Annotated in this window: 26 protein-coding genes; 17 read left to right on the top strand and 9 right to left on the bottom strand. The window is 64.5% G+C overall.

Annotated features, from left to right (window positions below):
- Positions 1 to 50 precede the first annotated feature (50 nt).
- Together LHJ54_RS06640 and LHJ54_RS06635 are read left to right on the top strand one after the other, a co-directional pair.
- On the top strand, positions 51 to 611 hold the full coding sequence (locus tag LHJ54_RS06640) for a hypothetical protein (protein ID WP_228243119.1): 561 nt from the start codon (positions 51 to 53) through the stop codon (positions 609 to 611).
- 105 nt (positions 612 to 716) lie between these two features.
- Positions 717 to 1235 carry a hypothetical protein gene (locus tag LHJ54_RS06635; RefSeq protein WP_228243118.1) on the top strand — a complete coding sequence of 173 codons (519 nt, stop codon included), beginning with the start codon at positions 717 to 719 and terminating at the stop codon, positions 1233 to 1235.
- A 45-nt stretch (positions 1236 to 1280) separates the two neighbouring features.
- On the opposite strand, the gene parC is transcribed toward LHJ54_RS06635, so the two are convergent.
- Positions 1281 to 3572, bottom strand: a complete 2292-nt coding sequence (gene parC / locus LHJ54_RS06630) for a DNA topoisomerase IV subunit A (protein ID WP_228243117.1) — start codon at positions 3570 to 3572, stop codon at positions 1281 to 1283.
- Positions 3573 to 3682: 110 nt separating this feature from the next.
- Between parC and LHJ54_RS06625 the strand changes: the two genes are divergently transcribed.
- The gene (locus LHJ54_RS06625; protein WP_228243116.1) at positions 3683 to 4228 is read left to right on the top strand and encodes a type 1 glutamine amidotransferase domain-containing protein; all 546 of its coding nucleotides are present in this window, start codon (positions 3683 to 3685) and stop codon (positions 4226 to 4228) included.
- 135 nt (positions 4229 to 4363) lie between these two features.
- On the opposite strand, the gene LHJ54_RS06620 is transcribed toward LHJ54_RS06625, so the two are convergent.
- From LHJ54_RS06620 to LHJ54_RS06610, 3 genes are all read right to left on the bottom strand, one after another.
- A complete protein-coding gene (locus LHJ54_RS06620) occupies positions 4364 to 4699 on the bottom strand; it encodes a 2Fe-2S iron-sulfur cluster-binding protein (protein WP_228243115.1) in 336 nt (111 codons plus the stop codon).
- Positions 4696 to 5778 (bottom strand): cysteine desulfurase family protein, encoded by a 1083-nt coding sequence (locus tag LHJ54_RS06615; protein WP_228243114.1) that lies wholly within the window; start codon positions 5776 to 5778, stop codon positions 4696 to 4698. The genes LHJ54_RS06620 and LHJ54_RS06615 overlap by 4 nt, the downstream gene beginning before the upstream one ends.
- A gap of 76 nt (positions 5779 to 5854) precedes the next feature.
- Positions 5855 to 6865, bottom strand: a complete 1011-nt coding sequence (locus tag LHJ54_RS06610; RefSeq protein ID WP_228244320.1) for a cysteine desulfurase family protein — start codon at positions 6863 to 6865, stop codon at positions 5855 to 5857.
- 100 nt (positions 6866 to 6965) lie between these two features.
- On the opposite strand from LHJ54_RS06610, the gene LHJ54_RS06605 reads away from it, so the two are divergent.
- Entirely contained in the window at positions 6966 to 7622 is a 657-nt protein-coding gene (locus tag LHJ54_RS06605; protein ID WP_228243113.1) for an alpha/beta hydrolase, read from the top strand.
- Positions 7623 to 7753: 131 nt separating this feature from the next.
- Positions 7754 to 8452, top strand: a complete 699-nt coding sequence (locus LHJ54_RS06600; protein WP_228243112.1) for an energy transducer TonB — start codon at positions 7754 to 7756, stop codon at positions 8450 to 8452.
- Positions 8453 to 8461: 9 nt separating this feature from the next.
- Here the strand turns inward: LHJ54_RS06600 and LHJ54_RS06595 are convergent, their stop codons facing one another.
- Positions 8462 to 8674, bottom strand: coding sequence for a hypothetical protein (locus tag LHJ54_RS06595; protein WP_228243111.1), 213 nt, complete (start codon positions 8672 to 8674; stop codon positions 8462 to 8464).
- A 98-nt stretch (positions 8675 to 8772) separates the two neighbouring features.
- On the opposite strand from LHJ54_RS06595, the gene LHJ54_RS06590 reads away from it, so the two are divergent.
- The 3 genes from LHJ54_RS06590 to LHJ54_RS06580 all read left to right on the top strand — a co-directional run bounded on the left by LHJ54_RS06590 (position 8773) and on the right by LHJ54_RS06580 (position 12754).
- Positions 8773 to 9210 carry a DUF3597 domain-containing protein gene (locus LHJ54_RS06590; RefSeq protein WP_228243110.1) on the top strand — a complete coding sequence of 146 codons (438 nt, stop codon included), beginning with the start codon at positions 8773 to 8775 and terminating at the stop codon, positions 9208 to 9210.
- A 47-nt stretch (positions 9211 to 9257) separates the two neighbouring features.
- Entirely contained in the window at positions 9258 to 11105 is a 1848-nt protein-coding gene (locus LHJ54_RS06585) for a DUF885 family protein (protein WP_228243109.1), read from the top strand.
- A 74-nt stretch (positions 11106 to 11179) separates the two neighbouring features.
- Positions 11180 to 12754, top strand: a complete 1575-nt coding sequence (locus tag LHJ54_RS06580) for a DUF1570 domain-containing protein (protein ID WP_228243108.1) — start codon at positions 11180 to 11182, stop codon at positions 12752 to 12754.
- A gap of 112 nt (positions 12755 to 12866) precedes the next feature.
- Here the strand turns inward: LHJ54_RS06580 and LHJ54_RS06575 are convergent, their stop codons facing one another.
- Complete coding sequence (locus tag LHJ54_RS06575) at positions 12867 to 14465, bottom strand: phosphoenolpyruvate carboxykinase (protein WP_228243107.1); 1599 nt, start codon at positions 14463 to 14465, stop codon at positions 12867 to 12869.
- Positions 14466 to 14650: 185 nt separating this feature from the next.
- Between LHJ54_RS06575 and LHJ54_RS06570 the strand changes: the two genes are divergently transcribed.
- The 7 genes from LHJ54_RS06570 (at position 14651) to LHJ54_RS06540 (ending at position 20122) form a co-directional block, all read left to right on the top strand.
- On the top strand, positions 14651 to 15424 hold the full coding sequence (locus LHJ54_RS06570) for a response regulator transcription factor (RefSeq protein ID WP_228243106.1): 774 nt from the start codon (positions 14651 to 14653) through the stop codon (positions 15422 to 15424).
- Positions 15417 to 17009, top strand: a complete 1593-nt coding sequence (locus LHJ54_RS06565; RefSeq protein ID WP_228243105.1) for a stimulus-sensing domain-containing protein — start codon at positions 15417 to 15419, stop codon at positions 17007 to 17009. The genes LHJ54_RS06570 and LHJ54_RS06565 overlap by 8 nt, the downstream gene beginning before the upstream one ends.
- Positions 17006 to 17440 carry an HPr kinase/phosphorylase gene (locus LHJ54_RS06560; RefSeq protein WP_228243104.1) on the top strand — a complete coding sequence of 145 codons (435 nt, stop codon included), beginning with the start codon at positions 17006 to 17008 and terminating at the stop codon, positions 17438 to 17440. The genes LHJ54_RS06565 and LHJ54_RS06560 overlap by 4 nt, the downstream gene beginning before the upstream one ends.
- A gap of 51 nt (positions 17441 to 17491) precedes the next feature.
- The gene (gene rapZ, locus LHJ54_RS06555) at positions 17492 to 18445 is read left to right on the top strand and encodes an RNase adapter RapZ (RefSeq protein ID WP_228243103.1); all 954 of its coding nucleotides are present in this window, start codon (positions 17492 to 17494) and stop codon (positions 18443 to 18445) included.
- Between the two features lie 44 nt (positions 18446 to 18489).
- Positions 18490 to 18918: a PTS sugar transporter subunit IIA gene (locus LHJ54_RS06550; RefSeq protein ID WP_228243102.1), complete on the top strand. Its 429-nt coding sequence runs from the start codon at positions 18490 to 18492 to the stop codon at positions 18916 to 18918.
- On the top strand, positions 18915 to 19193 hold the full coding sequence (locus LHJ54_RS06545) for an HPr family phosphocarrier protein (protein ID WP_228244319.1): 279 nt from the start codon (positions 18915 to 18917) through the stop codon (positions 19191 to 19193). The genes LHJ54_RS06550 and LHJ54_RS06545 overlap by 4 nt, the downstream gene beginning before the upstream one ends.
- A gap of 116 nt (positions 19194 to 19309) precedes the next feature.
- Entirely contained in the window at positions 19310 to 20122 is an 813-nt protein-coding gene (locus LHJ54_RS06540) for an RNA methyltransferase (protein ID WP_228243101.1), read from the top strand.
- Positions 20123 to 20207: 85 nt separating this feature from the next.
- Here LHJ54_RS06540 and LHJ54_RS06535 read toward each other — a convergent pair whose 3' ends face one another.
- The 3 genes from LHJ54_RS06535 to recR all read right to left on the bottom strand — a co-directional run bounded on the left by LHJ54_RS06535 (position 20208) and on the right by recR (position 23029).
- A complete protein-coding gene (locus LHJ54_RS06535) occupies positions 20208 to 21656 on the bottom strand; it encodes a DNA recombination protein RmuC (RefSeq protein WP_228243100.1) in 1449 nt (482 codons plus the stop codon).
- 128 nt (positions 21657 to 21784) lie between these two features.
- Entirely contained in the window at positions 21785 to 22351 is a 567-nt protein-coding gene (gene def, locus LHJ54_RS06530) for a peptide deformylase (protein WP_228243099.1), read from the bottom strand.
- 84 nt (positions 22352 to 22435) lie between these two features.
- A complete protein-coding gene (recR, locus tag LHJ54_RS06525; protein WP_228243098.1) occupies positions 22436 to 23029 on the bottom strand; it encodes a recombination mediator RecR in 594 nt (197 codons plus the stop codon).
- Positions 23030 to 23124: 95 nt separating this feature from the next.
- Between recR and fmt the strand changes: the two genes are divergently transcribed.
- Complete coding sequence (fmt, locus tag LHJ54_RS06520; RefSeq protein ID WP_228244318.1) at positions 23125 to 24030, top strand: methionyl-tRNA formyltransferase; 906 nt, start codon at positions 23125 to 23127, stop codon at positions 24028 to 24030.
- 49 nt (positions 24031 to 24079) lie between these two features.
- Positions 24080 to 24826, top strand: a complete 747-nt coding sequence (truA, locus tag LHJ54_RS06515) for a tRNA pseudouridine(38-40) synthase TruA (RefSeq protein ID WP_228243097.1) — start codon at positions 24080 to 24082, stop codon at positions 24824 to 24826.
- Positions 24827 to 24840 lie beyond the last annotated feature (14 nt).

The following is a 24840-nucleotide window of genomic DNA, read 5'->3' as shown; positions in this document are numbered from 1 at the left end:
CTCCCACCTGCGCCTGTGAAGGCCTGAATACAATCGATCGGAGTTTACGAATGAAGTTTTTGACGCCCTTCCTCGCCGCTACCGCTCTCGCCGCGACGCCGGCACTCGCCCAGAACGCCGCCGCGCCTGGTGTGGCCGCAGAACTGGCCAGCGGGCAGGTGCAGGCAGGGGCAACTGTCTATGGGCCGGAAGGTAACGAGGTCGGCACGATCGAAGGCGTCGTGGATGGCATCGCCACCCTTGACACCGGTACGCACAAGGCGCCCTTGCCGCTCAGCGCATTCGGGCAGGGAACAAGCGGACCGACCATCACCGTCACCCGCGAACAGCTGAACCAAATCATCGAGCAGCAGCTCGCAGAGGTGGCCCAAGCGCGGGATGCGGCTCTTGTTGAAGGCGCAGCGGTGCTGTCGGCGGATAATCAGCCTGTCGGCACGGTCGAGCAGGTTTCCGGCGAAAACGTCATCGTGCAACGCAGTGGCACCAAGGCCCGCTTCGGTCTTGCCCGCAACCTCTTCAGTGTCGACGCAGCCGTTTTGAAGACCCGCCTCACGCTGCAGGAGATTGACACTTCCTTGAGCCAGACTGCCGGCACTGCGTCGACCCAGTAATCACCAGCGCCTGAACCGAAGAAGCCGGGGCGCCCACCCCGGCTTTTTTGTTCATGTTGAGTGCAAGCCGGCTGAGTACAACCAGGCGTGAAGAGGAGATTGCCAGTGAAGTCGATCCGTTCGGTGTCCATCGGCCTTACCGCGCTTGCCTGCGCCAGCCTGCCTGCGGCCGCCGTCGCGCAGGACCAGCGTTGCATTTCGCGCGCCGAAAGCCAGGCGGTTGTCGCTCATCTTATGCCCAGCCTGATCAGCAGCGCGCAAAAGCGCTGCGCCCCGCAGGTGGGCAACCGGTCCTATCTGTCAGCTGAGGGCCCGGCGCTTGTCAGTCGCATGACGCCGCTGTCGCGGGCGACGTGGCCGGATGCCAGGCGCGCGCTGGAGCGGCAGAGCGGAAACCCGTTGCCAGACAATGAAGCACTGCTGAATTTCGGGCGACAGGCCATTGCGGAAGGGGTGGCAAACGGAATGGATGCTGACAGTTGCAGGATGGTGGATCAGCTTCTCGAACAGCTTGCCCCTCTGCCGCCGCGTAATCTGGCCAATGTCTTTGCCCTGTTCCTCGAAACGGGGGTCAACAACAGCAGAAACTCCCCACTGCGCGTGTGCCCGTCGGCGCCGCGATAGGTCAGGCGGGGCAGTCGCGGCGCCGCGCCTAATCGCCCGGGCGCATCAATCGAACTTGTTGTCGCGCGGAAATCCCTGCGGCGGCATTCGGCCAGTCCCGCCGCGGGCGACCTTCCACTGCCACATCTCCGTCTCGGTTCGGGTGCGGTCACCCTTGCCGCCCATCTTCCAGCTGAGACCTTCCTCCAGCCTGAAGCTGACCGCGTCCGCCAATCCGCCGTCGCGGTAACGCTGCAACTGCACCCCCTGCCCGCGTTCCATCACCGGCAGTTCGTCCCGGTTGAAGACAACCAGCTTGCGGTTGTCACCCGTCACCGCGATGTGGTCGTGTTCGGGCAGCATCGGGCGCACCACAGCCAGCTTGCCGTCCTTGACGTTGACCACCTGTCGACCTTTGCGGGTTTCGGCCAGGAGATCGCTCATCTTGGCTGCAAATCCCTTTCCGCTGGACGATGCCAGCAGCAACAGCGAGTCGGCGCGGTACAGCAGGGCTGCGACGATCTGCGCTTCCGGCTCCAGGTCGAGCATGGCACGGACCGGTTCCCCGAACCCGCGCGCGCCCGGCAACCGGTCACAGCGAAGGGTGAAGAAGCGGCCTTGATCGGTGGCAATGATCAATTTGTCGGTCGTCTGGCCATGCAGCGCAAAGGCCGGACCGTCGCCTTCCTTGAACTTGAAATCTCCATTAAGTTCCACGTGACCGCGCGCCGCCTTGATCCATCCCTTCTGCGACAGGATGATGGTCAGCGGCTCCCGTTCGATCATGGAGTCCATGTTGAACTCGACCGCGGGTGCGGCCTCCGCGATGGTCGTGCGGCGGCGGCCCAGTACCGTGTTCTCGGCGTATTCCTTGCGTAAACGAACCAGGTCACGCTTCAGACGCCGCTTCTGCTTTCTGGGGTCGTCGAGCAGTTCCTGCAGTTCTCCCCGTTCTTTCAGCAGCGCCTCCTGCTCCCGCCGCAGTTCCATCTCCTCCAGCTTGCGCAAGCTGCGCAGCCGCATGTTGAGAATAGCCTCGGCCTGACGGTCGGTCAGCTCGAACTCGGCCATGAGAACCGGTTTGGGCTCGTCCTCTGTCCTGATGATGGCGATCACGCGGTCGAGATTGAGGAACGCGATGATATAGCCTTCGACCAGTTCAAGCCGTCGGGCGATCTGGTCCAGGCGGTGCCGACTGCGCCGCTGGAGGATGTCGATCTGGCTGATGATCCAGTGTTCCAGCAGCTCCTTCAGTCCCAGAACCATGGGCGTGCGCGTCGCGTCGAGCACGTTGAGGTTCAGGCCGAAACGAACCTCCATGTCGGTCAGTTTGTAGATGCTCTCTTTCAGCAGTTCCGGCTCTATGTTCCGGCTGCGCGGCACCAGCACGATGCGGATCGCTTCGTCGGATTCGTCGCGCACATCCTCCAGGATGGGCAGCTTCTTGTCGGCGATCAGGCCCGCGATCTGTTCGATCAGCTTGCCCTTCTGCACCTGATACGGGATTTCGGAAATGACCAGCTGCCACTGCCCGCCACCCAGCCGTTCTATGCCGGCCTCGCGATCGGCGTCGCTGCGCCCTTCGGCGGCGTGAAACCGGCCGCGCACCCGGAAGCTGCCGCGCCCGATTTCATAGGCATGGGCTATGGCGGCCGGGCTGTCGACGACCAGCCCGCCGGTGGCAAAATCCGGACCGTGGAACAATTCCATCAACTTCGCGTGCTCGATCGCCGGCTGGTCGATGACAGCCAGGGTCGCGTCCACGATTTCCGCAACGTTGTGCGACGGGATGTTGGTGGCCATGCCGACTGCAATCCCGCTGGCACCGTTGGCCAGCAGGTTGGGGAACAGGCCGGGGAAGATTTCCGGCTCCTGCTCCTCGCCGTTGTAGGTCGGGATGAAGTCGACCGTGCCTTCGTCCAGCCCTTCCATCAACCGCAGGGCCGTGCGGGTCAGCCGCGCTTCGGTGTACCGGTAGGCCGCCGCATTATCGCCATCGATGTTGCCGAAATTCCCCTGCCCCTCCACCAGGGGATAACGCAGGGCGAAATCCTGCGCGAGGCGGACCATCGCATCATACACGCTGGCGTCGCCGTGCGGATGGTATTTGCCGATCACGTCGCCCACCACACGGGCCGATTTCTTGAACGCGTCGGTCGGATTAAGCTTGAGCTGACGCATCGCCCACAGCAGCCGGCGGTGTACCGGTTTCAGCCCGTCGCGCAGGTCCGGCAACGACCGGGCGGTGATGGTCGACAGGGCATATACCAGATAGCGTTCCGACAGGGCGGCATCGAATGGCGCGTCGATGATGGCGTCGAACGGATCGCCGCCGGCGGTCGTATCCTTGGTGGGCATGGTGTGCGCCCTAGCATCCCGTCGGCAAGGCGACAATCACGGGCGACGGGCCAAGGAACAGCGATGTCCGCTCAACCGTTAACGACTGCAACACCAGACAAGAGGACAGTATGGCCAAAACAATCATGATCCTGGCGACCGATGGGTTTGAGCAGTCGGAACTTCTCAAACCGAAGCAACTGCTCGAGGAGCAAGGGTTTACCACCCATGTCGTCAGCCCGGAAGGCGGCGAAATCAAGGGGTGGAACGAGGACGATTGGGGCAAGAGCGTTCCCGTGGACAAGACCGTCGATGAGGTGAGCGCAGCCGATTACGATGCGCTGCTGCTGCCCGGGGGGCAGATCAACCCGGACAAGCTGCGCATGAACGACAAGGCGGTGCAGCTGGTGAAGGATTTCGCCAGCGCGGACAAGCCGGTGGCGGCGATCTGTCATGGACCGTGGCTGCTGGTGGAAGCAGGCATGGTGCAGGGAAAGACCGTGACCAGCTGGCCATCCATCCGCACCGACTTGCGCAATGCCGGCGCCAATGTGGTGGATCAGGAAGTCGCGGTGGATGGCAAGATCATCACCAGCCGCAATCCGGACGACATTCCCGCTTTCAGTGAGGCACTTGCCCAGATGCTGCAAAATGAGCGGGTGCCAGAGCAGGCGTAGCGCAAACCACTGTCGGGGTGAGACGGTGACGTCCGTCTCACCCCCCCGCCGATACTGTTGCAGTTTGCGGCCGGTCCGCTGCCGAGTTAGGTGGCTTGATCGTCGGCACTTACGCTTCCCGGAGCGGCGGCGCAGCTAGGGTTTACGCATGTCTCGCGCTTCGCGAGGAACGTGCAATGCCATGCCGTCCATGGCTTCCGTAACCTCGATCTGACACGACAGGCGGCTGGTCCGGCAGGCACCGGCGGCAAGGTCGAGCATGTCCTCCTCATCCTCCGACGCCGGAGGCAACCGCCCGAACCACTCCGGCGCGACGATCACATGGCAGGTGGAACACGCCATCTGCCCTTCGCAAGTGCCCTCCAGCGGGATGCCCGCTGCCTGCGCCGCGCGCAGCAGGTTGTCGCCAGGTTCGGCCTGAACCACGATTTCGGTGTCACCGCGGATAGTGAAGCGGATCAGCGGCATCATGCCTCCTGTGCCTGCGCCGCGGCGTTTATCAACTCCGCTGCCTCTTCCAGCTCAGCAAGAGAGGTATAGCGGCCGAAGCCGAGGCGAATGGACGATTTTGCGTCGGCTTCGGCAAGGCCGATTGCCTTGAGCACATGGCTGGTTCGCCCCGACCCGCTGGCGCAGGCAGAACCGGCCGAGAACATTACCTGGCGGCAGTCGCTCATCAGACGAGCGACGTCCAGACCGGCGCGGCGGATGTTGATGTTTCCCCGCCACCGCTCCTCGCGGCTGCCGTTCCACGCCCACCCGGCGAACAGTTCGCGCGCCCGGTTGAACAACGCGGCGACGTGCTTCGCGTCTGTCTGCCTCTGTTCCAACGCAACCTTCGCCGCAGCGCCGAAACCGGCGCAAAGCGCAGGGCTGAGCGTGCCGGAGCGCACTCCTTCCTGGCCGCCCCCGGTGCTGACCGTGTGCAGTTCGACGCCATCGCGCACCCACAGCGCACCCACACCTTTGGGTCCATGCAGCTTGTGAGCCGACACAACGATGAAGTCGGCAGTGGGCACTTCCAGCTTGCCAGCCGCCTGCACCGCGTCGATCAGAAGCAGGGCGCCCATGTCCTGCGCCCGGCGGCTGACTTCCGCCATCGGCTGCACCACCCCAATCTCGTTGTTCACCTGCATGATGGCGACAAGCTGCGGCCGAACGGCAAGCCGGTGGCCCGGATCGACCAAACCTTCTTCGTCGACCGGCCAGATTTCCGTTTCGCCGACAGCTCCGGCGGTGTCGAGGACCGCGGCATGCTCGATCGCGCTCACTGCGATAGCAGGACGGGCGCCCGGTGCAGCGAACCCGCGCATCGCCAGATTTATGGCTTCAGTGGCGCCGCTGGTGAAAACAACTCTGCCTCCCGGCGGAAGCAGCGCCGCCACCTGTTCCCGCGCCAGTTCGACAGCGGCAGCGGCCATGCGCCCCATGCGGTGGGGCGAATGCGGATTTCCGAAGCCATCGCCTCCTGGTCCATCCAGCCAGCGCAACATCGCCTCGCGCGCTTCCGGGGCGAGCGGTGTGGTTGCCTGATAATCGAGATAGATCATCTGCTCGCCACTACCCGCCTGGAAGGCCCGTGTCGAAGCCCTGGGTGCAGGCCGGCGTGCTTGCCTGCGGGCATGTTCATCGGGAAAGAGCCTGCCAGGCATCGACGAAGCGCTCCAGTTCCTTAGCTGTCGTGTTCCAGCCCAGGCTTATCCGGACGGTGCGCCGCGCGACGTCGGGCACCACGCCAAACCCTGTAAGAGCCCGGCTGGGCTTCAGCGTGCCGGACGAACACGCACTGCCTGCAGATATCGCGAACCCCGCCGCGTCCAGCCGGATCAGCACGGCCTGCGCGCCAAGCGTCGGGTGTACGGCGGCAAATATCCAGGAACACTGCGCGCCCGGCGCCAGCACCTCTCCCAGTGCATCGCCAAAAGCCCAGCGCTCCGCTTCGGTGGTGGCCCAGCGGTCGAGCCCACCTGCCTCCAGAGCGGCTGCCATGCCGAGGATGCCCGGGAGATTCTCGGTTCCGCGGCGATAACCCCGCTCGTGCCCTCCTGACGGCTCCAGCATCGCGTAATCCCGCACCAGCAACGCCCCTATCCCGACCGGCCCACCGAACTTGTGCGCCGACACGATGGCCATCTCAGCATCGGGTAAAGGCAACTTCCCGGCACTTTGCGCACAGTCGGCAAGCAGAATGCAGCGGGAGTCGTCCTGTCTGCCGCCCGTCAGCAGAATGGTGCCGGTTTCGGAGTTCACGTGCTGGACCGCGGCCATCGCCTGTTCGGTTCCGGCAAAGTCGGGCCTCCCTGTCGTCAAGGGCATCACCTGAGCGCCGGGAGCCGCGCCGAATACCGCGTCATGCTCCACCGCGCTGACGAACCGGCGCCGCTGCGAAACCTCGCGGCCAAGCGCCAGCGCGGCCGCTTCGCTGGCGCCGGAGGTGAAGATCACCTCGCCTTTCCAGTGCAGCGACGCCTTAATTCGCTCTCGCGCGTCTTCCAGAACCCGTCTTGCAGCCCGCCCTTCCGCATGGGGAGAAGAAGGGTTGGCCCACAGGCGCAACCCTTCCTCCACCGCAGCACGCGCCGCCGGGTGCAGCGGAGTGGTCGCAGCATGGTCGAGATAGATGCGCGGCAGGTTCAACGGTCCAGCAGAAGAATTGCGAAACGGGCAAAAACCCCTATATAGCGCGGCGACCAGCGGCCGCCAGCCGCCTTCCACATCGCACGAGTAACTCGCCAGCATGCCCTCCGTAATCTTCCCCGGTCCCGAAGGCCGCCTAGAAGGCCGTTTCTCTCCTCCGCCGCGCTCCCGTGCGCCGGTCGCCATGATCCTGCACCCCCATCCGCATGGCGGCGGCACCATGAACGAGAGGATCACGCAAGCTCTCTACAAGACTTTCGTGGAACGCGGCTTTGCCACCTTGCGCTTCAACTTTCGCGGCGTGGGCCGCAGCCAGGGCAGTTTCGACAACGGTGTGGGCGAACTGTCAGACGCCGCCGCCGCCCTCGATTGGGTGCAGTCGATCCACCCGGAAGCGCAGACCACCTGGGTCGCCGGGGTCAGCTTCGGCGCGCTGATCGGCATGCAACTGCTGATGCGGCGACCCGAAATCCGGGGCTGGATCTCGGTGTCGGCGCCCGCGTCCATGTACGACTTCACCTTCCTCGCGCCATGCCCGGCCAGCGGCATCTTCGTGCACGGCGCGCAGGATAGTGTCGTACCGCCCCCCTCGGTGGGCAAGCTGGTCGAGAAGCTGCGCACGCAGAAGCACATCACCGTTCACCACGACGAAATCCCGCGCGCCAACCATTTCTTCGAGAATGAGATGGACGATCTGATGCGGTCGGTGAACAATTACCTGAACTTCCGCATGGACCCTGCCTGCCCCATCAAGTAACAAGCTGATTACTAGGCACGGTTGCCCTGCGGCCGTGCTGTTTCTCTCCCGCTTGTATTCTGCTGGTTATGTTGTAACATTGCAGAAATGCAGCCGACGATAGATCGGTGCATGGGACAAGGAGAGTGCTGATGGCTTATCTCGACAATACCGCTAGCCGGGCCGATCCCAGGGCGATCGCGACCGTTGTGGCAATCCATGGCGCGATTGGTGCGCTGCTGATTTCCGGGCTGACGGTCACTGGCGTGATCGCGCCGCCACCTCCTCGTTTCGAGGCGCGACCGGTGTACGTGCCTTTGCCGCCACCTCCAGCGCCTAAAGAGATGCAGCCAGACCCAAAGGTGCCGCCGCGTTCCGAAGTCTTTGTTCCGAAACCGGCCAAACCTTTGACGGCTCCTGCTAGCCCCGCGCTCCCGCCTAGTGAGCCGATGACGGGCAGCGGATCGATAGTGGTTTCCTCTGGCGGCGCATCACCGGGTATGACGAACGAGTTCCCGGTCGTGCTGCCCACGCCTACGGCATCGCCCATGGTACAACCCACCCGCCCCATTCCCCGCGGCGAACCGGGCAGCTGGATCACGCCGCAGGATTACCGGTCGCGCTGGATCAGTGAAGGTTTGACCGGCACTGCTCGCTTCCGCCTGTCGATCAGCCCGCAGGGACGGGTCACGAATTGCGAAATCACCCGTTCGACCGGCCATCAGGCGCTCGACGACGCGACCTGCACCCTCGTTCAACGGCGCGCGAGCTTCACGCCATCACGCGACGGGGCCGGCAATCCAGTAGCTGGCACGTATGAAAATGCGGTCGTCTGGCGCCTGCCGGACTGAGCCAGGCCGCTAGTCCGTGCCGCTCGCCCTCAGCTGGTCGAGCGGCGCCGACCCATCTGCCGCCGGGACGGTCCAGATCGCCACATTGACGACCGCAATCACCGCGAGCAGCACCATAAGCAGCGGCTGTTTGAGATTCCCGGTCCTGCGCCATAGCAGGAAAGCCCCCGCAAGCAGCGCAATCGCGGCCAGCATGAGGATTGAAAGCACCACGTTGATCATTGGCCCGTCATGCTAGAGCGCGGCGAGCAGAGGCGCAACGAACTATGGAACCTTGCCGCACTCCGGCCGCTTTGGCTGGAGAAAACAGGAGCACTTCCATGAGTATATTCGGCAAGATCAAAAACGCCATTTTCGGCGGCGGCGACAAGAGCGGCAGCAAGACCGCGGCATCCAGTCAGCCATCCACCCCTTCGCGAGCGGGTGCAGTCGCCCCGGCCGGATCGGCCGGGAATTTCCCCAAGACAAACATCAGCTACGCGCCGGGCGCCGAGCCGCAGGTGATGTCCGATGTGGATGTGGAGCGGCGGCTTGACGGAATGACCGGGGCGGACAAGCTGAACTGGCGCACTTCGGTGGTCGACCTGATGAAGCTCGTCGGCATCGATCCCAGCTATGAAAATCGCAAGGAACTGGCGACGGAACTTGGCGACACGGACTATTCAGGCAAGGCCGAGGAAAACATCTGGCTGCACAAGCGCGTGATGCAGGAACTGGCGAAGAACGGCGGAAAGGTGCCTGCCAGTCTGACTGACTGAAGACCCCCGATTGACTTGGCGTCATGGCGGCAGCACACCATGCCGCCATGACGTCTTCCACACTGACACTCACCCGGCGGCAAGCCCTCGCGGGGCTTGGCGCCGCTTCCGCCATTGCATTGAGTGGCTGCGCGCGGGCCGTATCGGTCGCCAATGCGCCGGCGGCGCCGGACCAGTTCCTTGATCAGATCGCCTTCAACCTGCTTGAACACGAGCCGGAGCGGGCGACTGCACTGGGCGTGGATGCTGGCCGCTATGCAGCGTTGCGCGGACGGCTGGAGGATCAATCCCCGGCAGGGCAGGCCGCCTACGCCGACCGCCTGCGCCGCGATCTGGCGGACGTGCGGGCGTTTTCGCGCACCGGGCTGGACGCCGACACGCTGACCAGTCTGGAGGTTGTCGAGAGCGCCTACGTCACGGCTCTCGACGGTTTTGCCCTGCCCTACGGCGACGTGGCCGTCGGCAGTTGGCGGAATGCGCCCTATGTCGTCATCCAGAACGTCGGCAGCTATATCGACATGCCTCGCTTCATGGACTCCACTCATCCGGTCAACAACGAAGCCGATGCAGAGGCATTCGTGGACCGCATCGAAGCCTTGCCCGCCGTTCTCGACGGTGAACTGGAGCGTATTCGCAGCGCGCGTCAAATGGGTGTCGTGCCGCCGGCGTTCCTGCTCGACAAGGCCATCGCGCAGATGGAGGCGACGATTGCCGCCGCCGGCACGGGCGAACCCTTCACCAGTTCGCTGGCGGGCAAGCTGGACGAAGCCGGTCTGGCGGGCGGCTGGGCAGCCCGCGTGCAGGCGGCAACCACGTCCGGCGTGGTGCCAGCCCTGCAGCGGCAGCTTGCAGAGTTGCGGGCGCAGCGCGCGGTGGCCACGTCCGATCCGGGTATGCGGGCGCGGCCGCGCGGAGAGGAATGGTATGGCTGGGCCTTGCGGGCCAGCACCACCACCCCGATGACACCGGACGAAGTGCACCGACAAGGACTGGAAGAACTGCGTGCGTTGCATGGCCGCATGGAGCCGATCCTGCGCCAGATCGGCTATACCAGCGGCTCTGTCGGTGAACGCATGCAGGCGCTGTCGCGCGACCCGCGCTACAAGTTTGCCGAGGGAGATGCAGGGCGCGCGGAGATCATGGCGTTCATCCAGGACCGGATCGCCTGGATCACCGCGCAGATGCCGCGCGCCTTCAACACCCTGGTCAGTCCCAATCTGGAAGTGCGCCGACTGCCGCTCGCCGAAGAACCCGGCGCGCCGGCCGCCTACGGCGGCGCGGGCAGCAAGGACGGCAGCATTCCGGGACGGATGTGGATCAACCTGCGGACAACTGACCTGCATCGTAAATACGACCTGCCCGATCTGACCTTCCATGAGACGATCCCCGGTCACGTGTGGGAGGGAGAATATTCCAACCGGCTGCCGCTGATCCGGTCGATCCTCGCCTTCAACGCGTTCAGCGAAGGCTGGGCGCTGTATGGACAGCAGCTGGCCGACGAGCTTGGCGCCTATGATGGCGACCCGGTCGGCCGGCTCGGCTATCTTCAGGCGCTTGCCTTCCGCGCCTGCCGGATGGTCGTGGACACGGGGCTGCACGACAAGGGGTGGAGCCGGGCGCAAGCGGTGAACTTCTTTGTGGAGGAAAACGGCTCGAAACGCGAAGAAGTCGAGAGCGAAGTCGATCGCTATTGCAGCTGGCCCGGACAGGCGTGCGGCTACAAGGTCGGCCACAGCGAAATCGTGCGCAAGCGCGCGTGGGCAGAACAGCAACTGGGCGCCGCCTACGATGTGCGGGCGTTCAATGACGCGGTGGTTCTGGGCGGAAATGCACCGCTCGATGTCATGGCGCGCAATGTGCAGCGGTTCGTGGCGGGGGCTGGGTCACGCGGATGAGGGGTTAGCCGTCATTGACTTGAACGCGGCGGGTGGCATCATCGCCGAAACGTTCCTTGTCACAGGTCAACTGCATGCGGCTGCTCCTTTCCCGTTCGGCCAGAGCCCTTTGGCCGGTTCTTCTTCTGCTCGTTGCCGCGCCGTTGCAGGCACGCTGGCACGAGGCACAGACGGACCACTTCGTCATCTATGCCGACGACCGGCCAGAGGACGTCGAGGAGTTTGCCAGGCTGCTGGAGAGCTATCACGCTGCCCTTGAGCTGCTGACAGGGCGGGCGATGAAGGATGTCAGCCCGTCCAATCGCCTCGTCATCTTTGCCGTGGGCAATGCGCGCGATCTGCGCCGGCTGGCAGGTGGCGACCACTACCTGCAGGGTTTTTATATTCCGCGCGCCGGTTCTTCACGCGCCTATGTACAGGATGTTAAGATCAACCGCAGCGAACTGGATCCGTCGATGCAGACGCTGCTGCACGAATACGCCCACCACTTCCTTATCTCGCAATCGCGCTTTGCCATGCCCCGCTGGATGAGCGAAGGGGCGGCGGAATTCTTCTCTTCCGCGCAGTTTCCCAATTCTGGCAACGTCTCTGTCGGCCGACCCGCGATCCACCGGGCCGCAGAGCTGCGGTACGCCGCCGAAGTGCCCATCGGTGAACTGCTGGACAGCGATCTCTACAACGCGAAGAAGAGGACGGTCTACGACGCGTTCTATGGCCGGGCGTGGCTGCTGTACCATTACCTGTTCTTTTCCGATGACCGCAAGGGGCAGATGGCCGCCTACATCCGGCACCTGATGGGTGGCATGACCGCGCTAAACGCGGCGCAGGCGGCGTTTGGCGACCTGAAGCAGCTGGACAAGGATCTCGACCGCTACGCCAAGTCGCGGCGGATGATGGCGTTCAATCTGACCCCGGACATGTTGCCGCCGCCGGCTGCTGTAACGGTGCGGCCGTTGAGTGAAGGTCATGCGGCAGTGATGCCCCTGATCATCCGTTCGCAGAAGGGTGTGAACCGGGAGGAAGCAGCCAAGATCGTCAGCGAAGCTCGGCAAATTGCCGCCCGCTTTCCCAACGATGCGCAAGCGCAAGCGGCCTTGGCGGAAGCCGAATACGACGCGGGAGATGATGCGCGCGCCATCGCCGCCGCCGATCGAGCCATCGCGCTCGACCCTAAAGTGACGAACGCCTATGTGCAGAAAGGCTACGCGCTGTTCCGCCAAGCTGCCGAGGCCGAAAACGCAGACACGGCTTACAAGGCGGCGATGGGCCCATTTACCCAGCTCAACCGGCTGGAAAACGATCATCCGCTACCGCTGATCTACTACTATCGCAGCTTCACGGCGCGCGGCATGGAACCTACCGAGACGGCTCGGCATGCCCTGGAGCGCGCTGCGGAACTGGCGCCCTTCGATCAGGGTCTGTGGTTCGAGGCAGGATTGATGCAGGCAAGCGAGGGGAAGATCGCCATCGCCATCAGCAGCCTGTCCCCAATAGCGGGCGATCCGCACGGCGGGAGGTTTGCGGCCACCGCAGCCTCGCTGATCCGGGCAATGGAACAGGCGCCGGAGGGTGAACCATTCGATCCCGCCCCTGTTCTCGCTGAAGCGAACCGGGCCGCGGAAGCGGCTGTCGGCGCAGGCACCGAGTAGCGGCCCCGTTACCCTGACTTACAGCTCGCGGAGGAGCTCATCGGCCGAGAACGTTTAGCCGCAAACGCTGGAGCCGGGTTCTGCAGCCGGCGTCCAGCGTCAGGATGGCTGGTCAGGCGGCTTGCGGAGCGGCCTGCCGTACACCTTCGTCCACATGTTCGGCAAAGGGGCGGAAGTTGTCGACAAACAGTTGCACCAGCCGCTGCGCGGTGCGATCGTATTCCTCACCATCGGCCCAGGTCGACCGAGGATCGAGAATAGCCGGGTCGATGCCCGTGCTCTCCAGCGCCGGCAGCGAAACGGGTACTTCAAAGCCGAAGTTGGGATCCTTGCGGAACTCCGCATCGTTCAGCGACCCGTCGAGCGCCGCGTTCAGCAGAGCCCGGGTCGCCTTGATCGGCATCCGGCTGCCCACGCCGTACTTGCCGCCCGTCCAGCCGGTGTTGAGGAGCCAGCACTGCACGTGCCCCTTGGCGATCCGCTCTTTCAGGAGGTTGCCATACACGCTGGGATGGCGCGGCATGAACGGTGCGCCGAAGCACGTGGAAAAGGTTGCTTCCGGTTCGGTGACGCCGATTTCCGTCCCCGCCACCTTGGCGGTGTAGCCGGACAGGAAGTGGTACATCGCCTGGTCCGGCGTCAGCCGCGCGATGGGAGGAAGCACGCCGAATGCGTCCGCCGTCAGCATGATGATGTTGCTGGGCGGCGGCCCGAGGTTCTTTTCCGAAGTGTTCGGGATCGATGACAGGGGATAGGCACCGCGCGTGTTCTCGGTCAGGGAATTGTCGTCGAGATCAATGTTGCCATCGGCATCCATGACCACGTTTTCGAGCACGGTGTCGGCCATGCGCGTGGTCGCATAGATCTCCGGTTCAGCCTCTTCGGACAGGCGGATCATTTTGGCATAACAGCCGCCTTCGAAGTTGAAAACGGCGGTGTCTGACCAGCCATGCTCGTCATCGCCGATCAGCGTGCGACTGGCATCCGCCGACAGGGTCGTCTTGCCGGTGCCGGACAGGCCGAAGAACACGGCAGTCTTGTGATCGGGACCGATGTTGGCCGAACAGTGCATGGGCATCACGCCCTGTGCCGGCAGCAGGTAGTTGAGCACCCCGAAAACGCTCTTCTTCATTTCGCCGGCGTACTCGGTTCCGCCGATCAGGATTAGCCGCTCGGACAGGTTCACCGCAATCACCGTTTCCGTGCGGCACCCGTGCCGGGCAGGGTCAGCGCGGAAGCTCGGCAAATCGATGATCGTGTATTCCGGCGTGAAATCATCCAGTTCGTCCGGCGTGGGCCGTACCAGCATCGTGCGGATGAACATGTTGTGCCAGGCAAGCTCGTTGATGACCCGGACGTTGACGCGGTGTTCCGGCTGCGATCCGCCGAACAGGTCGGCCACATACAGCGTTTCCTTCTCCGCCAGGGCGGCAAGAAAATCTTCCTTCAGGGCGGCGAAGTGTTCCGGCTGCATGGAGGCGTTGTTGTCCCACCATACGGTGCCTTCGGTTTCCGCATCGCGGACGATGAACTTATCCTTGGCGCTGCGCCCCGTGTGCTTGCCCGTCGTGACGACCAGCGGTCCGCTCTTGGCGACCTTCCCCTCGCCGCGACGAACGGCATGTTCCACAAGCTGCGGCGACAGCAGGTTCGCAAAAACCTCGGCTCTTGTGGCAAAGCCCTGGTCGGCGAGGGAGGTGGCAAGGGTCACGGCAAAGTCTCCTGCTCGCGCATTCGTATGCGCTTCATCTTTCCCGTGGCTGGTAAAGCGCTGTTCAGCCTACGTCAAACTGGCAAGTGGGCCGTGAGCGAGGTTGCGACAGGGGGCTTGCTGCAAGATGGGCCGGCACGTACGGCGTTGTTGTCAGCACGGGGCTTTATCCGTAGTCATCCAGCATGGCACAGGAGCAGTCCACCCTATCAACATTTGCCGGCGACCAAACGGCGGCTGGTCCGCAGCGGGTGATCGCGCTGGTCGATGACGATCGCAACATCCTCACCACGGTGTCCATCGCGCTCCAGTCTGAAGGGTTCATCACCCGCATCTATGTCGATGGTGAATCGGCGCTGGAGGCACTGAGGGCCGATCCGCCCGATCTCGCCGTGTTCGACATCAAGATGCCGCAGATGGACGGCATGGAGCTGCTGCGGCGGCTGCGCCGGTTTTCCGACCTGCCGGTTATCTTCTTAACCAGCAAAGACGCCGAAGAAGACGAGGAAGCCGGGTTCGAGATCGGCGCCGACGACTACCTGGCCAAGCCGTTCAGCCTCCGCCTGCTGCTCGCGCGCATCCGCGCCGTTCTGCGCCGCACGGATGCGCGGCGACCCGAGGCGGCACCGCTCCGCTCGTCTCCTGAAAAGCCGCAGGACTCTCTGCAGGCAGGCCGGCTGCTGATGGATGCGGAGCGGCACCATGTCACTTGGGACAACAAGCCTGTTGCGCTAACCGTGACGGAGTTCCTGATCCTTGAGGCCCTGGCCGAACGGCCCGGCGTCATCAAGACACGCGCCCAGTTGCTCGACGCAGCCTATCCGGACGACAGCTATGGCGACGACCGGACCATCGACAGCCACATCAAGCGAATCAGGCGCAAGTTTCGCCTCGTCGATCCTGATTTCGCCGCCATAGAGACGCTGTACGGGGCAGGATACAGCTTCCTGGATGACTGAACCGATCAAGGCAGAGGGTCGCAAGACCGCCTTGCTTGACGATCCGCGCCTCGATCGGCTGCGCTGGTCCCGGCGGCTGTCCGTCACGGGCCGCATACTCATCGTCAATGTGCTGCCGCTGGCGATTTTGGGTGGCGGCCTCATATTTGTCGATGCCTATCGCAAACAGCTGCTGGAAGAACGGTTCAACCTCGCCCTCATCGAAGCGCAGATCACCGCTGAAGCGCTCGCCGGCGCCAGCCGCGCCCGGCAGGAAGCACTGCTGATCCAGATCGGCAAGGAACAGCGACTGCGTCTGCGGCTCTACGATGCGGACGGTCAGCTGAAGGCAGACAGCTTCGAGTTGGCACCCCCTTCCTTCGTGATTGCGGATCCCGACGATCAGGCCGGCGATGGACCCGTGACCCGCGCGCTAGACCGGGCGTTTGACTGGCTGGTCGGGGCACCTTCTCTTCCGGACTATCACGACACCGACTCGCGCGACGCGAACGCCTGGCCCGAACTGCGCCGCGCGCGCAGCGATAGTCTGACGCAGATCGTGCTGCGCGACGCGCCCGACGGTACGCACGTGATCACGGCCGCGGCACCCGTCGGGCTTGACGGTGAGACTCTGCTGACCACCCGTAATCCGGTGGACATCACAGTCGCCGTGCGGGAAGCGCGCCAGCAGGTGTTTGTGGTCGTGTTCGGCGCGCTGCTCCTGTCCGCCATGCTGGCGCTTTATCTGGCGCGCACGATCGTCACGCCGCTGCGCGAACTTGTGCAGGCGGCAATCCGCGTCCGCCAGGGTCGCGAGCGATTGGTGGAGGTGCCCCGTTTCGCCGAGCGCCGGGACGAGATCGGTCTGCTCGCCCGCGCAGTGTCGGACATGTCCAGCGCTCTGCGCCAAAGGATCGACGCGGTGGAAAGCTTCGCCGCGGACGTTGCGCACGAAATCAAGAACCCGCTTGCCTCCTTGCGCAGTGCGGTGGAGTCACTGGGCAAGGTCAAGGACCCCGAACTCGGCCGGCAACTGCTGGCGATCGCCGAACACGATGTGCGCCGGATCGACCGGCTGATCACGGACATTTCCGAAGCCAGCCGCGTCGACGCCGAACTGTCGCGCGCGACGTTCGAGGAAGTCGATCTGGCGGCACTTGCCCGCGCCGTGGTTGCGGCGAGAGAAAGCCGCCATCTCAACGACGATGTGCATGTCGTCGTGCAGGTCGACGCAGGGCCGCACAGGGTGATGGGCGTTCCCGCCCGGCTGGAGCGGGTCATCACCAACCTTCTCGACAATGCCGTGTCCTTCTCACCCTCGGGCGGCCGAGTCGCAGTGAGCGTCGAGGCCAAGGACAGGCGGGTGGTGCTGAGCGTTACTGATGAAGGGCCGGGCATTCCGGCGGAAGCGCGCAGCAAGGTCTTTCAGCGGTTCCACTCGCTCCGGCCGCGCGAAGAGGGCTTCGGCAACCATTCGGGGCTGGGCCTTGCAATTGGCCGGTCGATCGCCGAAGCCCATGACGGCACCCTGACCGCGCATGACCGCAGCGATGGTCACACCGGCGCGGTCCTCCGGCTCGACCTGCCACGCCCCGCCAAGGCATGACTTCAGCCGGGGATCTGCTTCTTGGCGGCGTCACGGTTGTCGCGATCGGCGGGCAGGCGGTCCTGCTTGACGGGCCGCCGGGCAGCGGGAAATCCAGCCTTGCTCTCGCGCTGATCGACCGGGGCGCGGTTCTGGTCGGGGACGATGGGGTGCGTCTGTCGCGCAGCAAAGGGAGGCTCACAGCGTCGCCGCCGCCACATACTGCCGGACTTCTGGAGGTGCGCAACGTCGGCTTGATCACAGTTGACGCGATCGTTGCACCATTGGCGCTGATCCTGCAGCTTGATGCCGGTGCAGGCCGCTATCCGGAAACGGTGGCGCGGCGGACCCTGCTCGACGTGCAGGTGCCGCTGCTGCCCTTTCGCGCCGGGGACGCGGTTCAGGCCGTGCGGGCAGAGTGGGCGCTGCGCCTGCACGGACTTGCAAGATAGTACCGCAATGCCCTTTTCTTCCGGGCAGGAAATTGCCACATCAGTGACAGGATGAACAATCCGGTTTCCAGCCACGGCGATGCCGCAACCAGCGCTGACGAAGGAGCGGGTCGGCAATTGCTGCTTGTCACCGGCCTGTCCGGAGCGGGCAAGACGACCGTGCTGCACGCACTGGAGGATGCCGGGTGGGAAACCGTGGACAATCTCCCGGTGCCACTGCTGGGCGAACTTGCCGGGTTTGGCAGCGGCAGCAACATCCCCCTGGCTGTGGGGATCGATGCGCGCACGCGCGGGTTCAACCCCGCCGATCTTCTTTCGTCCCCTGCTGGCGAAAGGAACCCTCCGGCCACCTTGTTCCTCACATGCGAGGATGGCGAACTGATCCGGCGGTTCAATGTCACGCGGCGGCGGCATCCGCTGGCGCAGGACCGCTCCCTGGCGGAAGGGATTGCGGCGGAGCGGGAACTGCTTGCCCCGCTGGCGAATGAAGCGGACGAGGTCATCGACACCACCGGTCTGACGCAGGTGGATCTGCAACAGCTGGTCCGCGAACGCTATCATGGCAGCGGCGCGGCACCGATGATCGTCACCATCACCAGCTTCGGCTTTGCCCGCGGAATGCCGCCGGTCGCAGACCTTCTGTTCGATGTGCGCTTTCTCGCCAATCCGCACTGGGTAGATGGATTGCGCGAACAAACCGGTCAGGACGCAATGGTGGGCGATTACGTCGCCAGCGACCCGGCATTCGCGCCGGCGTTCTCCCATATCGCGGGGCTGGTTGAAACCCTTCTTCCGTTCTACCGCGCGCAGGGACGCAGTTACCTCAACGTCGCTCTGGGATGTACCGGGGGTAAACACCGTTCCGTTTTCACGGCAGAGCGGCTTGCCAACCACTTGCGCAAACGCGGTTTTTCGCCCACTGTCCGGCATCGCAATCTGGCCCTGCCGGAGCCTGCCAGGCCCGCCGTCGCCAGCGAAGAACACGCGGTCGCATCGCAGGTATAGGCTGTTTTCTTGCACTTTCTTCTTCCATTAACCGGCTTTCGCCCATGATTGGCCTGGTCCTAGTCACCCACGGCCGGCTGGCCGACACCTTTGTCGAGGCCATGGAGCATGTCGTGGGGCCGCAAGCTTACGTCGCCACCATCTGCATCGGCCCCAATGACGACATGGAGCAGCGCCGCGACGAAATCGCCGCTGCCATCGCCGCGGTCGATCAGGGCGAAGGCGCCATTCTGCTGACCGACCTGTTCGGCGGCACTCCGTCGAATCTGGCGATTTCCCTGCTCGACGCAGGCAGGGTCGAGGTGATCGCGGGCGTCAATCTGCCCATGCTGATCCGCCTGGCCAGCGCGCGCAAGGCGATGGATGTGACCGCAGCCGTCGCGACCGCGCGGGAGGCGGGGCGCAATTACATCACGGTCGCGTCCGAGTTTCTTGCGCAGGACTGTTCCTCGGCGAAACGTGCCGCTTCCTGATGGTGCTGCGCCGGACGCTGACGGTGGTCAACCAGCGCGGCCTACATGCCCGTGCCAGTGCCAAATTCGTCGGCGCCGTCGCCACCCTGCCGGACGAGACAAAGGTGTGGGTCGCCAAGGACGGGCACCAGTCCGCGGGTGGTTCGATCCTCGGCCTCATGATGCTGGGCGCGGCCAAAGGCGACCAGATCGAAGTGGTCGTGGATGGCGGCGACGAGGCGGCAGTGATGGACGAGCTTGCGTCGCTGGTGACAGGCGGCTTCGGCGAGGAATAGTTTTCCACTCGCTCATCCACTGCGCCGGTCCGCTGACCACCATGCTCTAGTAGTGGAGCGCGCCGCCTGCGCCGCAAGGGCGCGGGTTTAGTCACAAGGGACAGCAGCAGAGGTTTATGCGCCGACAGATCACCGGCTTCTCCAATCCGACGGTAAAGTTCCTGCGCTCCTTGCGCGACAAGAAGCACCGGCGGCAATCGCAGCGATTCCTCGCCGAAGGATTGCGGCTGCTGACGGATGCAAGGGCGGGTGGGCACGTGCCCGAGATACTTGTGTCGGCAGGGGCGCGAACCCCTCACCCGCTGCTGTCCGAGCTGGAGGAAACCGTGCTGGCAGCGGGCGGCGAAGTCGTGGAAGTCACGCCTGACATCCTTGCCAAGATCACGGGCAAGGACAATCCACAGGCGGTGGCGGGCGTTTTCATGGAGTGGGACACGTCGCTGGATGCTCTGGATCGCGAAGCCGCGCCGATCTGGCTGGTGGCACAGGCGCTGCGTGATCCGGGCAATCTTGGCACCATGCTGAGGACCGTGGATGCGGTCGGTGCGGGCGGGCTGATCCTGCTGGACGATTGCGCCGATCCCTTCAGTGTCGAGGCGGTGCGGGCCAGCATGGGTGCCGTGTTCACGGTGGGCTTGGCACGGGCCCGATGGGACGCCTTTCTGCCCTGGCTGCGCAGCGGCGCCGGGCAGCTGGTCGCCGCTTCCCTGAGAGATGCCGTGCCGTACCGCGGCGCGCATTACCGCGCACCCTGCTTCATTCTGGTCGGTAATGAATCGCAGGGCTTGCCTGAGCCATACGAAGCAGAATGCGACCTGCGCGTCACCATACCCATGCTTGGCCGCGCCGACAGCCTGAACGCAGCAGTCGCCGGTGCCGTGCTGGCTTACGAAGTCCTGGCGTGCACCCGAGCCCCGGCTGCCAGCTGACGCGGGTGCCGCGCTATGATGACTTCCCGGAGTGCTGATGCGCAGCGCCCTGCGCCGCTTGTCACCCCCCCCTGCCCTATGATGCCTACTCCGCTGCGTCAGGCCAGGCGGGCAGCACCTTCGGCTCGTCCGCGGCGTCGTAGCGGGGGTGCGCCTCCACCAGCGGTACTTCGTCGATCTCCCGCTTGCCAATTTCGACACCCTTTTCCGCCAGTCGGCGCCCCGATGACAAGACGTTGCGTTCGAAAGAGCCGACGAAGTCGTTATAACTTTTAACTGCCGTGCCTAGGCCTCCCCCCATCCGCTTGAGATGTCCCGCTGCGACAGCCAGCCGGTGGTACAGTTCCGCGCCCATCCGGCCGATCTCCTGCGCTTCCCGCGCCAGCGCGTCCTGCCGCCAGACCTGCGCCACCGTCCGCGCGATGGCGACAAGATTGGTCGGAGTGGCGAGCAGCACGCGCCGCTCGAACGCGAAATCCCACAGTTGCGGATCGTGTTCCAGCGCGGCGGCCACGAAGTGTTCGCCCGGCACGAACATCACCACGTAGTCCGGTGCGTCCTCGAACTGCGACTGGTAGCTCTTGTTGCCAAGCGTCTGCACATGGTTGCGCATCGAACGCGCGTGCCCGTCCAGCGCCTGCGCCCGGGCGGCATCGTCCGTCGCCTCGAACGCCTCCTGATAGGCGTTGAGCGATACCTTGGCGTCAATCACCAGCACCTTGCCGCCAGGGATGCGCACGATCGCGTCGGGCCGCATCCGCCCTGCATCCGTATCAAGCGATTGTTCCAGCAGGAAGTCGGTATGCTGCGCCAGCCCGCATTGTTCCAGCAGGTTCTGCAGCGCCCGTTCACCCCACCGCCCGCGCGCCTTGGGCGCGTTTGTCAGCGAATTGCCCAGCCGCTGCGCCTCCCGCCGGACTTCTTCCTGCCCTGCCCGCAACCCTTCGATCTGGCCGTGCAGCTGGCTGAACGCGTCGGCACGCTTGGCTTCCAGCGATGCCACCTGATCTTCGTACTTCTGCAACCGGTCGCTCACCGGTTTCAGCAGATTGGCGACCGCTTCCTTGTTCGCCTTCTCGGCATTGCCAAACCGCTCGGTGGCCGAGGCGAGGAACTTTTCCTGCGCATCCCCCAGCACTCTCGAGCCGGTCAACTGAAACTCTCTGACCAGTTCCTCGCGCGCCTCTACCAGCAGACGCTTCTGTTCGTCGAAGTTGGCCGCCTTTTCCTTCAGCGTGGCCAGTTCACCCGCCAGCGCACGGTTTTCCGCCTGCGCACCGTCCATTGCAGCGGCGTGCGCGGCGCGCGCCTCGCGCAGTTCCGCCTCCAGCGGTTCCACCCGGGCAGCCCGTTCGCGGGCGGTTTCCGCGTCGGCAAAGGCGCGCAGGTATCTGGCCTCCGTTTCCCGGGCCTCCGTGTCCCGCTCGGTGAAACGCGCTTTCCAATCGGCAACAGGGCGCGAGCCGAAAAACCAGCCGATGGCGCCGCCGGCGATCAGAGCGAGAAAGGCCAAGGCCGAAGCTGTAACATCCATGCCCGGAACATAGCCGGAACCCAGGAACAGGCAAGGCCAGCGGCGCCTTACTTGTGGATGCTGACCCGACACGGCACAACCGAGCGCACTATCGCTCCGGCCCGCTCGCCGGCAATGTCAGGTCAGGATCAGGCGGCTTTTCTCAGCTTGTCCAGCTTCTTCAACGCCATGTTGCGCTTCAGCCGAGAGAGGTGATCAATGAACAGGACGCCGTTCAGATGATCCATTTCGTGCTGGAGGCACGTCGCGAGCAGGCCGTCCATTTCAGCCTCGTGCGCCTGCCCGTCGAGATCGAACCAGCGCGCGCGGCACCGTGCCGGACGATCAACCTCCGCGTAGATTTCCGGAATGGAGAGGCAGCCTTCGTTGTAGGTCGCCAGTTCCTCTGACGTGTCGAGTATCTCGGGATTGATGAACACCCGCGGTTCCCGCTTCGTCGGCTGATGCGTGTGCTCGTGGCCGTCGTGATTGCAGGCAACGGGCTCCGCGTCGGGGTCTTCGGGCTGCAGATCGATGACCAGCACCCGGCGGGAGACCCCGATCTGTATGGCGGCAAGACCGATGCCGTTAGCATCGTACATCGTCTCGAACATGTCATCGACCAGCTTGCGCAGTTCGTCGTCAAAGGATTCGACCGGGCTGGAGACTTCCTTCAGCCGTGGATCTGGAACGCAGAGAATGGGATGAGTGGCCATGCGGCCAGAATAGGCGCATCGCCGCAACTATTCAACGCTGCAGCCGCGGCCAACCCGGGTGGAGGTGAGCGGCCGCCGCGAACCTCAGGCCACCGGGCGCCGCGCCCGCAAGGCCTGCGCGAGGGTGCCCTCGTCAAGGTAATCCAGCTCGCCGCCCACCGGAAGGCCATGCGCAAGCTGCGTGACCCGCACGGGAAAGTTCTCCAGCCGCTCGGCGAGATAATGCGCCGTGGTCTGACCCTCCAGCGTCGCGTTCATGGCTAGGACCACCTCGTCGACCCCCGCCTCCACCCGGCCCAGCAGAGCATCTATGCTCAGATCTTCCGGGCGGACCCCATCCAGTGCCGACAGCCGCCCGCCAAGCACGTGATACTTGCCCGCAAACAGGCGCGCGCGATCAAGCGCCCACAGGTCCGCCACCTCCTCCACCACGCACAAGGATCGATCATCCCGCCGTGTGTCGGCACAAATACCGCAAGGATCGTGCGTGTCGACGTTGCCGCAAACCCCGCATTCCACCAGCGTGTCGGCTACCTGCGTCAACGCGTTCAGCAGCGCAGGCAGCGCAGTCGTCCGCCGTTTCACCAGCCACAACACCGCCCGCCGTGCCGAACGCGGGCCCAGACCCGGCAGGCGCGACAGCGCACCGGCCAAGCTTTCGATCTCTTGTGATGCCAACCCAAACCCTTCCATTCGCCCTGCGCTTGTCGAAGGGCCGTGCTTGACCTATCCGCCGCCCCGGCGACACGCGCGGGATGAGCAGGGGTAATGTAGTGCGCATCATCTTCATGGGAACACCGGACTTCGCGGTGCCGACGCTGAGGGCGTTGCACCATGCCGCGCACGAGATCCTGGCCGTGTATACACAGCCGCCGCGGCCCGCCGGCCGGGGCAAGAAACCGCAGCTCTCGCCGGTGCAATGCGAAGCCGAAGCATTGGGACTGGCCGTTCATTCTCCCGCCAGCCTCAGATCGCCCGAGGAGCAGGAACGGTTCGCTGCGCTGGGGGCAGATGTCGCGGTGGTCGCCGCCTACGGGTTGATCCTCCCCCGGCCAATCCTCGACGCGCCGCGGTATGGCTGTCTCAACGTTCACGCATCGCTGCTGCCGCGATGGCGCGGGGCGGCGCCCGTCCAGCGCGCGATCCTTGCCGGCGACCCTGTTACCGGCATCACCATCATGCAGATGGAGGAAGGGCTGGATACCGGTCCGATGCTCGCCAGTGCACGTGTGCTCACGCAGGAAAAGAACGCGGGCGAGCTGACGAACGAATTGGCGGAAGTCGGAGCGCAGTTGATGGTGGGCACGTTACGCGATCTCAGCGTCCACCGGCCTGTCCCACAGGACGAACAAGAAGCAACCTATGCTCGCAAGATCGCCAAGGCGGAAGCGCGCATCGACTGGACTAAGCCGGCCACCAACATAGAGCGACAGGTGCGCGCCTTTGCGCCAGCGCCCGGCGCGTGGTTCATGCATCAGGGAGAGCGGTATCGGGTGCTCGCCGCATCCGTGGTAGCCATGGATGGCCCGCCCGGCACGGTGCTGGACGACCAACTGACGGTCGCCTGCGGAGATGCCGCCGTGCGGGTGCAGCGTATCGGGCGGGCGGGACGTCCTGCCATGGCAGCGGCAGACTTCCTGCGCGGCCGGAGAATCGCGGCGGGAACGGTGTTCGAGTGACAGGGCGACCGTTTCTCGCCTGCCGGGTGTCGGCCGGCTCATCTCTGGCATGACCCGTTTCGCGTTCAGCCTGGAATACGACGGGACCCCGTTCGCCGGGCTTCAGCGGCAGGAGCAGGCACCAACCGTCCAGGCGGCGGTTGAGGATGCCGCTTTCGCTGTCACAGGCGAACAGGCGACCCTCCATTCCGCCGGGCGGACGGACAGCGGTGTTCACGCGCTGGCGATGCGCTGTCATTTGGACCTGGGCAAGAATATCGCTCCCTTTCGCCTGATGGAAGCGCTGAACGCACACCTTCGCCCGCAGCCGGTGGCCGTGACGGACTGCATTGTTGTCGCAGACGATTGGCACGCCCGCTTTTCATGTATCGGGCGCCGTTACCTGTATCGCATCGCGGCCCGGCGTGCGCCGCTGACACTGGATCGGAACCGCGCGTGGCAGGTGCCGCAACCGCTGGACGTGGAGGCCATGAACGCGGCCGCCCAACTGCTGGTCGGGCGACACGATTTCACCACCTTTCGATCAGCGCACTGCCAGGCCGCCAGTCCGATCAAGACTCTGGACCGGCTGAGCGTGGAGCGGATCGGAGAGGAGGTGCACGTCCAGGCCGCCGCCCGCAGCTTCCTGCACCATCAGGTTCGCAGCATGGTTGGTTGTCTGGCACTTGTGGGAATGGGCCGATGGCAGGCCGAACGGCTGGCAGGGGCGCTGGCCGCGCGCAACCGGCAGGAACTGGGCTACAACGCGCCGCCACATGGATTGTACTTTGTGGAGGCGCTATACCCCCACGAATAAACAGCGGGGAAGGA

The organism is Porphyrobacter sp. GA68 (assembly GCF_022605525.1).
In the GTDB taxonomy this organism is placed as follows: Bacteria; Pseudomonadota; Alphaproteobacteria; order Sphingomonadales; family Sphingomonadaceae; genus Qipengyuania_B.
This window is presented reverse-complemented; position numbering and strand designations above follow the sequence as displayed.

Coding starts and splice junctions, on each gene's coding strand:
- LHJ54_RS06640 (WP_228243119.1), top strand. CDS start 51: ATGAAGTTTTTGACGCCCTTCCTCGCCGCTACCGCTCTCGCCGCGACG.
- parC (WP_228243117.1), bottom strand. CDS start 3,572: ATGCCCACCAAGGATACGACCGCCGGCGGCGATCCGTTCGACGCCATC.
- LHJ54_RS06625 (WP_228243116.1), top strand. CDS start 3,683: ATGGCCAAAACAATCATGATCCTGGCGACCGATGGGTTTGAGCAGTCG.
- LHJ54_RS06620 (WP_228243115.1), bottom strand. CDS start 4,699: ATGATGCCGCTGATCCGCTTCACTATCCGCGGTGACACCGAAATCGTG.
- LHJ54_RS06615 (WP_228243114.1), bottom strand. CDS start 5,778: ATGATCTATCTCGATTATCAGGCAACCACACCGCTCGCCCCGGAAGCG.
- LHJ54_RS06605 (WP_228243113.1), top strand. CDS start 6,966: ATGCCCTCCGTAATCTTCCCCGGTCCCGAAGGCCGCCTAGAAGGCCGT.
- LHJ54_RS06600 (WP_228243112.1), top strand. CDS start 7,754: ATGGCTTATCTCGACAATACCGCTAGCCGGGCCGATCCCAGGGCGATC.
- LHJ54_RS06595 (WP_228243111.1), bottom strand. CDS start 8,674: ATGATCAACGTGGTGCTTTCAATCCTCATGCTGGCCGCGATTGCGCTG.
- LHJ54_RS06590 (WP_228243110.1), top strand. CDS start 8,773: ATGAGTATATTCGGCAAGATCAAAAACGCCATTTTCGGCGGCGGCGAC.
- LHJ54_RS06585 (WP_228243109.1), top strand. CDS start 9,258: ATGACGTCTTCCACACTGACACTCACCCGGCGGCAAGCCCTCGCGGGG.
- LHJ54_RS06580 (WP_228243108.1), top strand. CDS start 11,180: ATGCGGCTGCTCCTTTCCCGTTCGGCCAGAGCCCTTTGGCCGGTTCTT.
- LHJ54_RS06570 (WP_228243106.1), top strand. CDS start 14,651: ATGGCACAGGAGCAGTCCACCCTATCAACATTTGCCGGCGACCAAACG.
- LHJ54_RS06565 (WP_228243105.1), top strand. CDS start 15,417: ATGACTGAACCGATCAAGGCAGAGGGTCGCAAGACCGCCTTGCTTGAC.
- LHJ54_RS06560 (WP_228243104.1), top strand. CDS start 17,006: ATGACTTCAGCCGGGGATCTGCTTCTTGGCGGCGTCACGGTTGTCGCG.
- rapZ (WP_228243103.1), top strand. CDS start 17,492: ATGAACAATCCGGTTTCCAGCCACGGCGATGCCGCAACCAGCGCTGAC.
- LHJ54_RS06550 (WP_228243102.1), top strand. CDS start 18,490: ATGATTGGCCTGGTCCTAGTCACCCACGGCCGGCTGGCCGACACCTTT.
- LHJ54_RS06540 (WP_228243101.1), top strand. CDS start 19,310: ATGCGCCGACAGATCACCGGCTTCTCCAATCCGACGGTAAAGTTCCTG.
- LHJ54_RS06535 (WP_228243100.1), bottom strand. CDS start 21,656: ATGGATGTTACAGCTTCGGCCTTGGCCTTTCTCGCTCTGATCGCCGGC.
- def (WP_228243099.1), bottom strand. CDS start 22,351: ATGGCCACTCATCCCATTCTCTGCGTTCCAGATCCACGGCTGAAGGAA.
- truA (WP_228243097.1), top strand. CDS start 24,080: ATGACCCGTTTCGCGTTCAGCCTGGAATACGACGGGACCCCGTTCGCC.